General features: G+C 72.8%; 14 protein-coding genes. 10 read left to right on the top strand and 4 right to left on the bottom strand.

The window, feature by feature from the left end; all coding sequences use genetic code 11:
- Positions 1 to 396 precede the first annotated feature (396 nt).
- Both LR269_RS16240 and LR269_RS16245 read right to left on the bottom strand, forming a co-directional pair.
- On the bottom strand, positions 397 to 1,632 hold the full coding sequence (locus LR269_RS16240; RefSeq protein WP_231431797.1) for an MFS transporter: 1,236 nt from the start codon (positions 1,630 to 1,632) through the stop codon (positions 397 to 399).
- Positions 1,633 to 1,790: 158 nt separating this feature from the next.
- Positions 1,791 to 3,374 carry an NCS2 family permease gene (locus tag LR269_RS16245; protein WP_231431798.1) on the bottom strand — a complete coding sequence of 528 codons (1,584 nt, stop codon included), beginning with the start codon at positions 3,372 to 3,374 and terminating at the stop codon, positions 1,791 to 1,793.
- 229 nt (positions 3,375 to 3,603) lie between these two features.
- On the opposite strand from LR269_RS16245, the gene LR269_RS16250 reads away from it, so the two are divergent.
- The 5 genes from LR269_RS16250 (at position 3,604) to moaA (ending at position 7,999) form a co-directional block, all read left to right on the top strand.
- The gene (locus LR269_RS16250) at positions 3,604 to 4,011 is read left to right on the top strand and encodes a molybdopterin-binding protein (protein ID WP_231431799.1); all 408 of its coding nucleotides are present in this window, start codon (positions 3,604 to 3,606) and stop codon (positions 4,009 to 4,011) included.
- The gene (modA, locus tag LR269_RS16255; RefSeq protein ID WP_231431800.1) at positions 4,008 to 4,835 is read left to right on the top strand and encodes a molybdate ABC transporter substrate-binding protein; all 828 of its coding nucleotides are present in this window, start codon (positions 4,008 to 4,010) and stop codon (positions 4,833 to 4,835) included. The genes LR269_RS16250 and modA overlap by 4 nt, the downstream gene beginning before the upstream one ends.
- A 62-nt stretch (positions 4,836 to 4,897) precedes the next feature.
- Positions 4,898 to 5,683 (top strand): ABC transporter permease, encoded by a 786-nt coding sequence (locus LR269_RS16260; protein WP_231431801.1) that lies wholly within the window; start codon positions 4,898 to 4,900, stop codon positions 5,681 to 5,683.
- Complete coding sequence (locus tag LR269_RS16265; protein ID WP_231431802.1) at positions 5,680 to 6,837, top strand: sulfate/molybdate ABC transporter ATP-binding protein; 1,158 nt, start codon at positions 5,680 to 5,682, stop codon at positions 6,835 to 6,837. The genes LR269_RS16260 and LR269_RS16265 overlap by 4 nt, the downstream gene beginning before the upstream one ends.
- 61 nt (positions 6,838 to 6,898) lie before the next feature.
- Positions 6,899 to 7,999 (top strand): GTP 3',8-cyclase MoaA, encoded by a 1,101-nt coding sequence (gene moaA / locus LR269_RS16270; protein WP_255679996.1) that lies wholly within the window; start codon positions 6,899 to 6,901, stop codon positions 7,997 to 7,999.
- Between the two features lie 10 nt (positions 8,000 to 8,009).
- Here the strand turns inward: moaA and LR269_RS16275 are convergent, their stop codons facing one another.
- Together LR269_RS16275 and LR269_RS16280 are read right to left on the bottom strand one after the other, a co-directional pair.
- Positions 8,010 to 8,423, bottom strand: a complete 414-nt coding sequence (locus tag LR269_RS16275; RefSeq protein WP_231431803.1) for a molybdenum cofactor biosynthesis protein MoaE — start codon at positions 8,421 to 8,423, stop codon at positions 8,010 to 8,012.
- Between the two features lie 28 nt (positions 8,424 to 8,451).
- Positions 8,452 to 9,660, bottom strand: a complete 1,209-nt coding sequence (locus LR269_RS16280) for a ThiF family adenylyltransferase (protein ID WP_231431804.1) — start codon at positions 9,658 to 9,660, stop codon at positions 8,452 to 8,454.
- Between the two features lie 110 nt (positions 9,661 to 9,770).
- Between LR269_RS16280 and LR269_RS16285 the strand changes: the two genes are divergently transcribed.
- The 5 genes from LR269_RS16285 to LR269_RS16305 all read left to right on the top strand — a co-directional run bounded on the left by LR269_RS16285 (position 9,771) and on the right by LR269_RS16305 (position 13,208).
- Complete coding sequence (locus LR269_RS16285; protein WP_231431805.1) at positions 9,771 to 10,019, top strand: MoaD/ThiS family protein; 249 nt, start codon at positions 9,771 to 9,773, stop codon at positions 10,017 to 10,019.
- Positions 10,020 to 10,047: 28 nt separating this feature from the next.
- Positions 10,048 to 10,725, top strand: a complete 678-nt coding sequence (locus LR269_RS16290) for a DNA alkylation repair protein (protein ID WP_231432380.1) — start codon at positions 10,048 to 10,050, stop codon at positions 10,723 to 10,725.
- A gap of 119 nt (positions 10,726 to 10,844) precedes the next feature.
- Positions 10,845 to 12,203 carry a molybdopterin molybdotransferase MoeA gene (locus LR269_RS16295; protein WP_231431806.1) on the top strand — a complete coding sequence of 453 codons (1,359 nt, stop codon included), beginning with the start codon at positions 10,845 to 10,847 and terminating at the stop codon, positions 12,201 to 12,203.
- Positions 12,196 to 12,678, top strand: coding sequence for a cyclic pyranopterin monophosphate synthase MoaC (moaC, locus tag LR269_RS16300; protein ID WP_231431807.1), 483 nt, complete (start codon positions 12,196 to 12,198; stop codon positions 12,676 to 12,678). Before LR269_RS16295 ends, moaC begins: the two co-directional genes overlap by 8 nt.
- The gene (locus LR269_RS16305; protein WP_231431808.1) at positions 12,675 to 13,208 is read left to right on the top strand and encodes a molybdenum cofactor biosynthesis protein B; all 534 of its coding nucleotides are present in this window, start codon (positions 12,675 to 12,677) and stop codon (positions 13,206 to 13,208) included. The genes moaC and LR269_RS16305 overlap by 4 nt, the downstream gene beginning before the upstream one ends.
- Positions 13,209 to 13,254 lie beyond the last annotated feature (46 nt).

Below are 13,254 nucleotides of genomic sequence, written 5' to 3' on the forward strand. Positions count from 1 at the left end.
GAACTTGTCGACAACCGACGTGTGCACTTGTCGACTTGTCGACATCCAACGTGTGCACATGTCGACTTGTGCACGTCCCTCCCGAGCGCGTATGCCCGACGGTGCCATCCAGAACGCATCGGAGCTGCACTCGATGCCCAGACCCGCGCGTCGACTGCACCCTCGATTGGTGCGGTCGACGTCCTCGTCACAGCGCGTGAGCGACATCACGACGGCCGCGGCGCGGAGCGGAGCCGGACGGCGGCGCTGCATGGCGGCGCAGCGGCGCAGCGACCCAGCAGCCCAGCGACCCAGCAGCCCAGCGACCCAGCAGCCCAGCGACCCAGCAGCCCAGCGACCCAGCAGCCCAGCGACCTTGCGGCTACCCAGGGCGACCTTGCGGCTACCCCGGGCGCATCAAGCTGCTGGCACCTCCGGGCGGCGGCGGAGCGCGAGCGGCAGGGTCGCGAGCGAGATCGCGGCCGCCACCAGGAACGCGACGCTGAACGAGCTGCCGGTCGCGATGAGGCCGACGATGATCGCGCCGATGCCGCTGCCGGCGTCGAAGCCGATGTTCCACACGGCACTCGCGAACACCGACTGACTCGGCGGCACGACGGCGAATGCCTCACCCATCGTGAGGTTCTGCAGCGCGCCGTAGCTCACGCCGACGAAGGCGAGCCCGACGAGGAGCGGCACGGTCGAGGCATCCGCACCCGATGCCGCTGCGTCGCCCGTGCCCGCCGTCCCGGCACCCGCACCGATCGCGGCCCACGCGACGAGTCCGAGTCCGACCGTCGTCACCACGACGAACGGCCAGAGCAGCCGGTGCGTGCCGAAGCGGTCGGCCAGTCCGCCGACGAGCCAGCGGGTGAGCGCCGCCATCGCCGTGAGCAGAGCGAGCCCGATGGTGACCGTGACGGCGTCGCCGGTGAGCTGCGGGGTGAACGTGATGAGCGCGCCACCCGCGAGCGTCACCCCGAGCAGCACGCCGACGGGCGCCGCGAGCGCGCGCAGCGCCGCCCACCGACCGGGTGCGGCGTGCACGTGCCCCGCCGCCTCGGTCTCGGCCGCCTGCTCGGCGTGCCTGACGTGCAGGCGTCGCGCGAGTCGCACGGCGGGTACGATGCCGACGAGCGGCAGCGCGCCGGCGACGAACACCCACTGGTATCCGAAGGTCTCGGCGACCCAGGGGGCGAGCGGCAGCAGCACGAGCTGGGGGCCTGCGATGGCGAGCCCGAACGCCCCGATCGCGCGGCCGCGCCGGGCGGGCTCGACGAGATCGGCGACCGCGCCCGATCCGGCGACGGTGAGCACGGCGAAGCCGGCCCCGCGCACCGCGGCGATCGCGAGCACCGGCCCGAGCTCGTTCGACGCGAGGTGAGCGAGCGACGGCGCGCCGAGCAGCACGAGCCCGGCGACGAGCACCGGTCCCCAGCCGAGGCGGCGCAGTGCGCCGGGCACGAAGGTCTGGAACAGCACGGTCGAGAGCATGAACACGCCGGTGACGAGTCCGGCGCCGGCGGCGTCCGCCCCGCCCGTGACCGCCCACTGCGGAGCGACGGGGAGCAGCACGGCATAGCCCGAGAACCCCGCGGCGACCATCGTCAGCAGCGCCGGCATGCCGGGTGCGCGCCAGACCGATCCCGTCACGTGCGTTCCTCTTCCTCTTGTCGACGATCGCGGGGTTGCCTCAGCCGATCGCCCGCCGGGCGCGATCGCCCGCGCCGCGCCCCGACGCACCGCGACGGCCTGACCCGTCGCACACGAGGTGCGCACGGTTCAGGCCGTCGACGCGGTGCCGGCTGCGTCTAGCCTGCCAGCATCGCCTCGATGGGGCCGCGCACGAAGTAGAGCGCGAAGCCCGCCGAGACCACCCACATGAGCCAGTGCACCTTGTTGGCGCGACCCGAGAGGGCGTTGACGAGGGTCCAGGCGATGAAGCCGACGCCGATGCCGTTCGCGATCGAGTAGGTGAGCGGCATCGTCACGATCGTGAGGAACGCCGGCAGCGCGACCGCGAAGTTCGAGAACTTGATCTCCTTGATCTGCCCCATCATCATCGCGCCCACGACGACGAGGGCGGCCGAACCGACCTCGATCGGCACCACGAGGGTGAGCGGGGTGAGGAACATCGAGAGCAGGAAGAGCACGCCGACGACGAGCGACGCGACACCCGATCGGGCGCCCTCCCCGATGCCCGAGGCGCTGTCGACGTAGACGGTGTTCGACGACGTCGACGTCGCTCCTCCCGCGACCGCACCGAGGCCCTCGACGACGAACGCCGAGCGCAGGCGGGGGAAGGTGCCGTCCTTGTAGGCGAGGCCGGCGTTCTTCGCGAGGCCGGTCATCGTGCCCATCGCGTCGAAGAAGTTCGAGAACACGAGGGTGAAGATGAGCATCGTCGCGCTCAGCGCCCCGATGCGGCCGAAGGCGCCGAAGAGGTCGAACTGCCCGACGAGGCCGAAGTCGGGAACCGTGACCCACGACGTCGGAAGCTCGGGGATCGTCATGTGCCAGCCGTTCGGATCCTCGTACGACGGGCCGAGGTTCAGGATGGCCTGCGCGATGATCGCGACGATCGTCGTCGCGACGATACCGATGAGGATGCCTCCGGGCACGCGCCGCGCGACCAGGATGCCGATCGTGATGAGGCCGAGCAGGAAGATGAGCGTCGGCACCGAGGTGATCGAGCCGGCGTCGCCGAGCTGCACGGGCGGGCCGCCCGGGGTGCGGTTGACGAAGCCCGAGTCGACGAAGCCGATGAACGCGATGAAGAGGCCGATGCCGACCGTGATCGCCGCCTTGAGCGCCTGCGGTACGGCCTTGAAGATCGCGGTGCGGGCGCCGGTGGCCCCGAGCAGCACGATGATGATGCCGTTGATCACGACGAGGCCCATCGCCTCGGGCCAGGTGACCTGTCCGACGACCGAGACCGCGAGGAACGAGTTGATGCCGAGTCCGGCCGCGATCGCGAACGGGAGTCGGGCGAAGACGCCGAACAGGATCGTCATGACGCCCGCGGTGAGGCCGGTGGCTGCGCCGACCATCGCGGGGTTCAGCACGTTGCCGTCGACGTCGGGCACGTTGCCGAGGATGAGCGGGTTGAGGATCACGATGTACGCCATCGTGACGAAGGTCACGATGCCGCCGCGGAACTCGCGGGCGAGCGTCGAGCCGCGCGCCGTGATCTCGAAGAACCGGTCGAAGGCGTTCTTGGGTGCGGCGTCGACGGTGGTCGTCGCACCGGTGGGCAGCGGGTTCGGGATGCTCGCGACCGCGAAGGTGTCGAGCGGCGGTTCGGTCGGGTCGGGGGTTTGGGAATCTGCGGTCCCGGCGGTGCCGTCGGACTGCGTCACGGCGGCGTCGTCGCCGGCGCGGGTGGTCGAATCCATGAGAGGGCTTCCTTGCTGTTCATCGCCGGCGCGGTGGACTCCCCGGGGTACCGGGTGGATCTCCGTTGATCCGACTCATGGGCGGCCGCTCGTTCAGCTGGGTTCCTGCGGCGGCCGGGTTCGAAGCTAGCAGCCGGGCAGGCGTGCGTCCAGACCTTTTCGGAATCCCGTTTCCACATTGTGGACATATGGATTGCGTTCCCGCAGATGCGGCGATATTCTCCTCATCATGACGCAGTATCGGATCAGCGAAGCCGCCGAGCTCCTCGGTGTGAGCGACGACACGGTGCGCCGATGGGTGCACGACGGCCTGCTGACCTCCGCGAAGGACGAGGCCGGCCTTCAGGTGGTGCCCGGCGCCGAGCTCGCCGAACGCGCGAAGGCGGTCGCCGCGACCGTGGCCGACCGCAGCCATGTGCGCCGCAGCGCGCGCAACCGGTTCGTCGGCCTCGTGACCGACGTGCAGATCGACGGCCTCATGGCCCAGGTCGAGCTGCAGTGCGGCCCGCACCGGGTGGTCTCGCTCATGTCGGCCGAGGCCGCGCGCGAGCTGCGCCTCGAGGTCGGCTCACGCGGCGTCGCCGTGGTCAAGGCGACCACGGTCATCATCGAGACCGAGAAGGATGCCTCGCCGTGACCCGCCTCCGCCGCTTCGCCGTGCCCGCCGTGATCGGCCTCGCCGCGCTCGCCCTCACCGCGTGCACCTCGGCCGACACCGCCGACGATGCGACGGCGGCCGCGACATCCTCGCCGGCTGAGCCGGAGGGCGACCTGACCATCTTCGCCGCCGCGTCACTCAGCGGGGCCTTCGACGAGCTCGCCGCGCAGTTCGAGGCGGCCCATCCGTCGGTCGACGTGGCGCCGATCACGTACGACGGCTCCTCGGTGCTCGCGACGCAGCTCATCGAGGGCGCGCACGCCGACGTGTTCGCCTCGGCCGACGAGAAGAACATGACGAAGGTCACCGGCGCACAGCTCGCCGGCGACCCCGTCGACTTCGCGACCAACGTGCTCGAGATCGCGGTGGCCCCGGGCAACCCGCTCGGCATCGACGGGCTCGACGACCTCGCCGACGGCGCCACGACGTCCGCCGACGGCACCCCGCTCACCGTCGTGCTCTGCGCTCCCGAGGTGCCGTGCGGCAGCGCGGCGCAGACACTCGTCGACGCCGCCGGCATCACGATCACGCCCGCGAGCGAGGAGCAGAACGTCTCGGCGGTGCTCACGAAGGTCAAGTCGGGCGAGGCCGACGCGGGCCTCGTCTACGTCACCGACGTGCAGGCCGCGGGCGACGCGGTCGCGGGCGTCGAGATCGACGACGCGGCTGCCGCGACCAACGTCTACCCGCTCGCGGCACTCACCGACGCCCCGAATCCCGACGCCGCTGCCGCGTTCGTCGAGTTCGTCGCGTCCGACGAGGGGCAGCTGGTGCTCGCGTCGTTCGGCTTCGGGGCGCCGTGACCCCGGCTGCGGCATCCCGCCCCGTGACCCCACCCGCGCGCCGGGAAGCGCACCGTGTCACGGTGGGCTTCCCGCTGTGGCTCTACGCGCCCGCCGCCGTCGGCGCGGGCGTGCTCGTGCTGCCGTTCGCGGCGCTGTTCGCGCGGCTCGACTGGCCCGGCGTGCCCGCGGCGATCACCTCGCCCGAGGCCCTCCAGGCCCTCGGCCTCTCACTCGCGACGGCGTCGATCGCGACGATCGCGTGCGTCGTGCTCGGCGTGCCGTTGGCACTCGTCATCGCCCGCTCGGGGCCCGCGGTCGCCGCGGTGCTGCGCACGCTCACCACGCTGCCGCTCGTGCTGCCGCCCCTCGTCGGCGGCATCGCGCTGCTCTCGCTGCTCGGTCGCCAGGGGCTCTTCGGCGACGCGCTCGCCGTGCTGGGCCTCCGCATCCCGTTCACGACGACGGCCGTCGTCATCGCCCAGACCTTCGTCGCCCTGCCGTTCCTCGTGATCTCGGTCGAGGGGTCGCTGCGCACGGCGGGCACCCGCTACGAGCTCGTCGCGGCGGGACTCGGCGCGAGCCCGTTCACGGTGTTCCGCCGCATCACGCTGCCCCTCGTCGCTCCAGGGCTCGTCGCCGGCGTCGTGCTGTGCTTCGCACGGGCGCTCGGCGAGTTCGGCGCGACCGCGCTCTTCGCGGGCAACGCGGCCGGCACGACGCGCACGATGCCGCTCGCGATCTACACGGCGTTCAACGGCGCGGGCGTCGCGGAGGACACGGCCATCGCGCTCTCGCTCATGCTGATCCTCGTCGCCATCGGGGTGCTGCTGCTGATGCGCGGCTGGCGGGCGGACGCACCGCGATGAGCGCGCCGACTCCCCCGCGCACGGGCGCTCCGCGATCGGGCGATTCGATCGCGGCGACACCCGCAGGCGCCCTCGACGTCGACGTCCACGTCGAGGCCGGCTCGTTCGCACTCGGCGCCCGACTCGTCGTCGAACCCGGCGACGTGCTCGCCGTGCTCGGTCCGAACGGCTCGGGCAAGTCGACGCTGCTCGGCACGATCGCCGGCCATGTCGTGCCGTCGCACGGCCATGTCCGCCTCGGGGCACGCGCGCTCACCGACCTCCCCGCCGACGACGGCGCAGACGGCCGGCGGCGGATCGCGCTGCCGCCCGCCGACCGCTGCGTCGGCCTGCTCGGCCAGCACGCCCTGGTCTTCCCGCACCTGAGCGCCCGCGAGAACATCGCGTTCGGGCCGCGCGCCCGGGGGGTTCCCGCCCGCACCGCTCGCGCCGCGGCCGACGACTGGCTCGCGCGCGTCGGCCTCGACGGACTCGGCGACCGCCGCCCGTCCGAGCTCTCGGGCGGGCAGCAGCAGCGCGTCGCCCTCGCGCGCACCCTCGCCGCCGAGCCCGACGTGCTGCTGCTCGACGAGCCGTTCGCCGCGCTCGATGTCGAGGCCGCCGCGTCGATGCGGCGGCTGGTCGCCGATGAGCTCGCCCGACTCGAGGCGCCCGCGGTGCTCGTGACGCACGACCCGCTCGACGCGATCGTGCTCGCCCGGCGCGCCGCCATCCTGCACGACGGCGCGATCGTCGACGAGGGACCGACGGGTGAGGTGCTCGGCCACCCGCGCACGCCGTTCATCGCGGCGCTCGCCGGGGTCAACCTCGTGACGGGCGTGGCCGCCACGGCCGACCGAATCGTGGCCGACGGGCTCGAACTGCGCGGCGTCGGTGCGTTGCGCCCCGGCTCGCCGGCTTCGGCGGTGTTCAGTCCGGCTGCCGTGCACGTCGCTCCCGAGGCATCCGTCGACCTGACCGAGCCGAACCGATGGCTGGGCACCGTCGCGCTCGTCGAACCCGCCCCCGGGGGCGTGCGCATCCACGTCGCCGAGCACCCCTCGCTCGCGGCGGACGTGCCGTCGTCGCAGGCCGTGGCGCTCGACCTCGGCACCGGGTCGCGCCTCGCCTTCGCGGTCGCCGAGGCCGACGTCTCGCTGCGCGCCGAACGGTGACGCCGTTTGCGGAGGCGGCCCGCGGCGGTGTTACCGTAGTGGCCACCACGAGGGGGTGACCATGACGACGACCGTTCCGACGCGCGACGACGCGACGACGCGCACCCGCGCGCGCCGACTTCCGGCGACCGGACTGGTCGTCGACCGCCTCACCCGGCCGATGCGCGACCTGCGCATCTCGATCACTGATCGCTGCAACTTCCGCTGCGTGTACTGCATGCCGAAGGCCGTGTTCGGACGCGACTACGCCTTCCTCGACCGCGACGAGCTGCTGAGCTTCGAGGAGATCACGCGCATCGCACGGGTCGCCGCGGCGAACGGCGTCGAGAAGCTTCGTCTCACGGGCGGTGAACCGCTGCTGCGGCGCGGCGTCGACGGGCTCGTCGCGATGCTCGCGGAGCTGCGCACCCCCGACGGGCGGCCGCTCGAGATCGCCCTCACGACGAACGGGTCGGCCCTCGCCGTGAAGGCCGCGTCGCTCAGGGCCGCCGGGCTCGCGCGCGTCACCGTGTCGCTCGACTCGCTCGACGACGCGCGCTTCCAGGCGATGAACGACGTGCGGTTCCCGGTGTCGCGCGTGCTCGACGGCATCGACGCCGCGCACGAGGCCGGGCTCGGCCCGATCAAGCTCAACATGGTCGTCAAGCGCGGCCTCAACGACGACGAGATCGTGCCGATGGCCAGGCACTTCAAGGGAACTCCGTACACCCTGCGCTTCATCGAGTACATGGACGTCGGCACCTCGAACGGCTGGTCGCTCGACGAGGTCGTGCCGTCGGCCGAGATCGTCGAGCGCATCGGCGCCGAGATGCCGCTCGAGCCGCTCGGCGCGACCGCACCGGGCGAGACGGCGACGCGCTGGCGCTACGCCGACGGCGGCGGCGAGATCGGCCTCATCTCGAGCGTCACCAACGCGTTCTGCGGCACATGCAACCGCGCGCGCATCTCGACCGAGGGCAAGCTCTTCACGTGCCTGTTCGCCGACGAGGGGCACGACCTGCGGGCGCTGCTGCGCGCCGGCATCGACGACGAGGGACTCTCACGCGCGATGGCCGGCATCTGGGGCGCGCGCGACGACCGCTATAGCGAGATCCGCTCGACGCTCACGCCCGAGCTGCGGGCGTCGCGGCAGAAGGTCGAAATGAGCTACATCGGGGGTTGAGACGAGGCTCCTACAGCCCGACCCACTCCGAGACGCCGTCGGCGAAGTGCTGCCGCTTCCAGATCGGCACAGTGCGCTTGATCTCCTCGACGAGCCGCTCGCACGCGTCGAACGCCTCGGCCCGGTGCGCCGCCGCGGTCGCCGCGTAGAGCGCGACATCGCCGATCTTCAGCTCGCCCACCCGGTGCACCGCGGCGATCGCGAGCCCCGTCTCGTCGGCGACCCGCTCGACGCACTCGGCGAGGAACCGCTCGGCCTCGGGGTGCGCACGGTAGTCGAGCGATCGCACGCCGCGGCCGCCGTCATGGTCGCGCACGACGCCGCAGAACAGCACGATCGCGCCGCTCTCGTCGGCCTCGACGGCAGCACGCACCGCCTGCTCGTCGATGGGCTCCGCCGTGATCGCGGCCAGGGTCGTGCTCATGCGTCTCGCTTCCGACTCGTCGGCACCGTCATCGGCGCACGAACTCCGAGGCGACGGCGGCGAAGCCGTCGATGCCGCCGGCGAGGTACGTCACGTCGACGTGGCCCCGTTCGGCGAGCGCCCGCACCGCGCGGCGCGAGCGGACGTCCCGTTCACAGTAGACGACGATCGCGCCGTCGCCCTCTGCCGGGTCGGAACCCATCAGCAGGTCGCCGAGCGGCACGAGCTCGGATCCCTCGATGCGGCGCAGCTCGGCCTCGGCCGGCTCGCGCACGTCGACGAGCCGCATGGGAGCGCCCTCGCGCAGGCGGCGCAGCAGCTCGGCGGCCGAGATGCGCGGGCCGGATGCCTCGTGCTCGACGCCGCCCTGGAGCGCGACCGGCTCGATCCCGCAGAACAGCTCGTAGTCGACGAGCGAGGTGATCTCGGGCGCGTCCGCGATCGCCTCGTACGCGAGCTCGCGCGTGCGGCCGGTGAGTGCGTCGATCGTCGTGACCCTGCCGAGCAGCGGCGTGCCGACGCCGGTGACGAGCTTCACGACCTCGCCCGCCATGAGCGCGCCGACCGTCACGCAGAGCGACGGCAGTACGCCCCCGAGCTCGCACGAGAGCACCTCGTCGGGCGGCGGCGGCACCGGGAACAGGTCGCGGTACGTCGGCCCCTCGCGGTGCCAGGCGACGCTCACCTGGCCGTGGAAGCGCAGGATCGACCCCCACACGAGCGGCACGCCCGCGAGGAGGGCGGCGTCGTTCGCGAGGTACCGGGTCGGGAAGTTGTCGCTGCCGTCGACGACGAGGTCGTAGTCGGCGAGGATGTCGCGGAGATTCGCCGCCGTCAACCGCTCGCGATGGCGCACGACGCGGATCTCGGGGTCGGTCGCCGCGACCGTGTCGGCGAGCGAGTCGACCTTCGGCCGGCCGACGTCGGCGAGGCCGTGCCCGAGCTGGCGGTGCAGGTTCGAGAGCTCGACGTCGTCGTCGTCGGCGATGCCGATCGTGCCGACGCCCGTCGCCGCGAGCAGCGGCACGACCGTCGCGCCCAGGCCGCCGGCGCCGATCACCAGCACCCGTGCCGCGGCGAGCCGGCGCTGCGCGAGCTCGCCGAAGCCCGGCAGCATGATCTGCCGGCTGTACCGGGCGATGTGCTCGGGGGTGAGCGGCGCGGCGGGCTCGACCAGCGGTCGGCGGCACGCGTCTCCGACGCGCGGCGCCGCGCGTGCTGCGGAGGTCGATGGCATGCGCCAATTGTACGCAGGGCCCGCGCGCCGCCTTCCGTTGTATGGATGATTGCTTCCATTTTCGCGCCTCGGTGAGCCCGAGGCATCCCGCGCCGGGGTACGATCGACGCATGCCTCCCGTGACCGTGCGGTACTTCGCGGCGGCCGCCGAGGCGGCCGGCGTCGAAGAGGAGCGCCTCGAGATCGCCGACGGCGCGAACCTCGGCGCCCTCCGCGACGAGCTCGTCGCCCGCTACGGCGTCGCGATGGAGCGGGTACTGCGAAGCGGCTCGTTCCTCGTCGACGGCACCGTGCGCCGCGACCCCGCGCACCCGGTCGGGGCGACGGTCGACATCCTGCCGCCGTTCGCCGGAGGGTGAGAGGGGCGACGTGACTGCGACGACCACGATGACCGCCGACGCGACCGCGGCCGACGTGCTGGCTCGCCTCGCCGAGCTCGAAGACCCGAAGATGCGCGCCGTGAACGAGCGCCATGGCGACGACCACGGCGTCAACCTCACGAAGCTGCGCGGCGTGGCGAAGGAGCTCAAGACGCAGCACGAGCTCGCGCTCGAGCTCTGGGCGACCGACGACACCGCGGCGCGGCTCGTCGCGATCCTCGTCGCGAAGCCGAAGTCGTTCGACGCGGCCGAGCTCGACGCGATGCTGCGCGAGGCCCGCGCCCCCAAGGTGCGCGACTGGCTCGTCAACTACATCGTCAAGAAGAGCCCCCACCGCGAGGCCCTGCGGCTCGCCTGGCTGTCCGACGTCGACCCGTATGTCGCCGCCGCAGGCTGGGCGCTCACCGCCGACGTCGTCGCGAAGCAGCCCGAACTCGTCGACCTCGACGCGCTGCTCGACCAGATCGAGCTCGAGATGCGCGATGCGGCCGAGCCGCTGCAGTGGGAGATGAACACCTGCCTCGCGATGATCGGCATCCACCACGCCGACCGGCGCGATCGGGCGATCGCGATCGGCGAGCGGCTCGAGGTGCTGAAGGACTACCCGACGCCGCCGAACTGCACGTCGCCGTTCGCACCCGCCTGGATCGGCGAGATGGTGCGCCGCCAGGGCGCGACGGCGTAGGGGCGACCGGGCTCCCTTCGACGCGCTCAGGGAGCGGGCCGGCTCCCTTCGGCAGGCTCAGGGAGCGCGGGCCGCGACTACACTGCCCACTGGGCGACGACGTACCAGCAGGAGGCCGCATGCGCACCTACGCCGAACACCAGCGCGCCGTGCACGAACTGCTCGATCCGCTGGGCGCGCGACTCGGCGCCGGCGCCGAGGTCGTCGCGGTCGACGACGCGCTCGGCCGCGTGCTCGCCGACGACCTCGTCTCCCCCGCCGACCTGCCCGGCTTCGACAATTCGCAGATGGACGGCTACGCCGTGCGCGCGGTCGACCTCGCCGCAGCGAGCCCCGGTGCTCCGGTGCGCCTTCCGATCGGGCCGACGAGCGCGGCCGGCGACGCGATCTTCGACCTCGCGCCCGGCACCGCGTCGCCGGTCATGACCGGAGCACCGATTCCGCGCGGCGCCGACGCCGTCGTGCAGATCGAGGTCGCCGACCCGCCGGCGTTCATCGGGCTCGGCGGCGGACGGCACGACTCCCCCGCCGGCTCGGTCGTCGCGTTCACCGCTCCCGTGGCGCACGGCCTTTTCGTGCGACCGGCGGGCAGCGATGTCGCCGCGGGCGAGCTGCTGCTGCCGGCGGGGTCACGCCTCGGTCCGGCGCAGCTCGGCGTGATCTCGGCGGCCGGCCTCACGCACGTCGCGGTGCGCCGCCGAGTGCGCGTGCTGCTGCTCTCGACCGGGCACGAGCTGCGCCCGCCGGGGTCGGCGCTGCGGCCCGGGCAGATCCACGATGCGAACACGGCGATGCTCGCCGCCGCGCTCCGCGAGTGCGGCGCGAACGTCGTCGACGCCGTCGCTCCCGACGAGCCCGAGGCGGTGCGAGCGGCGATCGCCCGAGGCATCCACCCCGCCGACGGCGAGCCGGTCGACCTCGTCGTGACGACCGGCGGCGTGAGCGCCGGTGCGTTCGAGGTCGTGCGCGACGCGCTCGAGCCGCTCGGAGTCGAGTTCACGAAGGTCGCGATCCAGCCCGGCGGGCCGCAGGGACTCGGCACCGCGACGCTCGGGCCGGGCGACGCTGCCGGCCGCGCCGCCGCGCCCCGAGACGACCACACCGACGAGGATGCCTCGGCCGAGGCATCCGGCAGCACCGGCGCGGTGAGCGTGCCGGTCGTGTCGTTCCCCGGCAATCCGGTGTCGGCGCTCGTGTCGTTCGAACTGTTCCTGCGACCGGTGCTGCGCCATCTCGAGGGGCTCACGCCCGACCGCAACCGCGCCCGACTGCGCCTCGCGCACGACGTGGTCTCGCCCGCGCGCCGCCATCAGGTGCGTCGCGGCATCATCGACGGCGACGGTGCCGTCGAGGTCGGCGCCCCGAGCTCGCACCTGCTGCACGCCTATGCGAACGCCACCGTGCTCGTGCACCTGCCGATCGGGGTCGATGCGCTTCCCGCCGGCTCCCTCGTCGACGTCTGGAGGATCGATGACTGACACCCCGCCCCGCCTCACGCACCTGCGCGACGACGGATCCGCGCACATGGTCGACGTGACCGACAAGGCGATCACGAAGCGCACCGCGAGCGCGCAGGCCGTGCTCACCACCCGCCCCGAGGTCGTCGCGATGATCGCCGACGGCACCCTGCCGAAGGGCGAGGCGATCGGCACCGCGCGCATCGCCGGCATCATGGCGGCCAAGCAGACCTCGTCGCTCATTCCGCTCTGCCACCCGCTGCCGTTGACGAAGCTCGACGTCGACATCACGGCCGACGGCTCGCAGGTGCGCGTGATCGCGACGGCGACGACGAAGGGCGTGACGGGCGTCGAGATGGAGGCGCTGACCGCCGCGAGCGTCGCCGCGCTCACGCTCTACGACATGATCAAGGCCGTCGACAACCGCGCGGTGATCACCGACATCATGGTGCTCGCGAAGGAGGGCGGCAAGAGCGGCGACTGGAGCCGGGAATGACCGCGCACGCTGCGACCGCCGATTCGTCGGCCGACGAGGGGATGCCTCGTGCCGCGACCGTGCTCGTCGCGTCGACGCGTGCCGCGGCGGGCGTCTACGAAGACACGACCGGGCCGGTGATCGCGTCGTGGTTCGCCGATCGCGGGTTCGACGTGCTGGGCCCCGTGGTGGTCGCCGACGGCGCCGAGTTCGCCGTTGCGCTCGGCCGGGCGCTCGACGCGTCGCCGTCGGTCATCGTGACGACCGGCGGCACGGGGCTCGCGCCCGCCGACCTCACCCCCGAGGCGACGGCCGCCGTGCTCGATCGCGAACTGCCGGGCTTCATGGAGGAGCTGCGTCGCCGCGGCACCGCGACGACCCCGACCGCACTGCTCACGCGCGGGGTGGCCGGCGTCGCCGGGACGACGTTCGTCGTGAACCTGCCCGGCTCGCGCGGCGGGGTGCGCGACGGGCTCGCGCTGCTCGGCGAGGTGCTCGACCACGTGCTCGACCAGCTCGCGGGCGGCGACCACTCGACTCCGGTCGAATAGCGACGTTCGCCTGTCCGGCGGTCGAGTAGCGACGAAGGAGCGTATC

It is taken from the genome of Agromyces sp. S2-1-8, from assembly GCF_021129215.1.
Lineage (GTDB): Bacteria > Actinomycetota > Actinomycetes > Actinomycetales > Microbacteriaceae > Agromyces > Agromyces chromiiresistens.

Excerpts from the sequence above, each read along its gene's own strand:
- LR269_RS16290 (WP_231432380.1), top strand. The coding sequence starts at position 10,048 with ATGACCGCCGACGCGACCGCGGCCGACGTGCTGGCTCGCCTCGCCGAG.
- LR269_RS16305 (WP_231431808.1), top strand. The coding sequence starts at position 12,675 with ATGACCGCGCACGCTGCGACCGCCGATTCGTCGGCCGACGAGGGGATG.
- LR269_RS16245 (WP_231431798.1), bottom strand. The coding sequence starts at position 3,374 with ATGGATTCGACCACCCGCGCCGGCGACGACGCCGCCGTGACGCAGTCC.
- LR269_RS16275 (WP_231431803.1), bottom strand. The coding sequence starts at position 8,423 with ATGAGCACGACCCTGGCCGCGATCACGGCGGAGCCCATCGACGAGCAG.
- moaC (WP_231431807.1), top strand. The coding sequence starts at position 12,196 with ATGACTGACACCCCGCCCCGCCTCACGCACCTGCGCGACGACGGATCC.
- LR269_RS16295 (WP_231431806.1), top strand. The coding sequence starts at position 10,845 with ATGCGCACCTACGCCGAACACCAGCGCGCCGTGCACGAACTGCTCGAT.
- LR269_RS16265 (WP_231431802.1), top strand. The coding sequence starts at position 5,680 with ATGAGCGCGCCGACTCCCCCGCGCACGGGCGCTCCGCGATCGGGCGAT.
- moaA (WP_255679996.1), top strand. The coding sequence starts at position 6,899 with ATGACGACGACCGTTCCGACGCGCGACGACGCGACGACGCGCACCCGC.
- LR269_RS16280 (WP_231431804.1), bottom strand. The coding sequence starts at position 9,660 with ATGCCATCGACCTCCGCAGCACGCGCGGCGCCGCGCGTCGGAGACGCG.
- LR269_RS16285 (WP_231431805.1), top strand. The coding sequence starts at position 9,771 with ATGCCTCCCGTGACCGTGCGGTACTTCGCGGCGGCCGCCGAGGCGGCC.
- LR269_RS16250 (WP_231431799.1), top strand. The coding sequence starts at position 3,604 with ATGACGCAGTATCGGATCAGCGAAGCCGCCGAGCTCCTCGGTGTGAGC.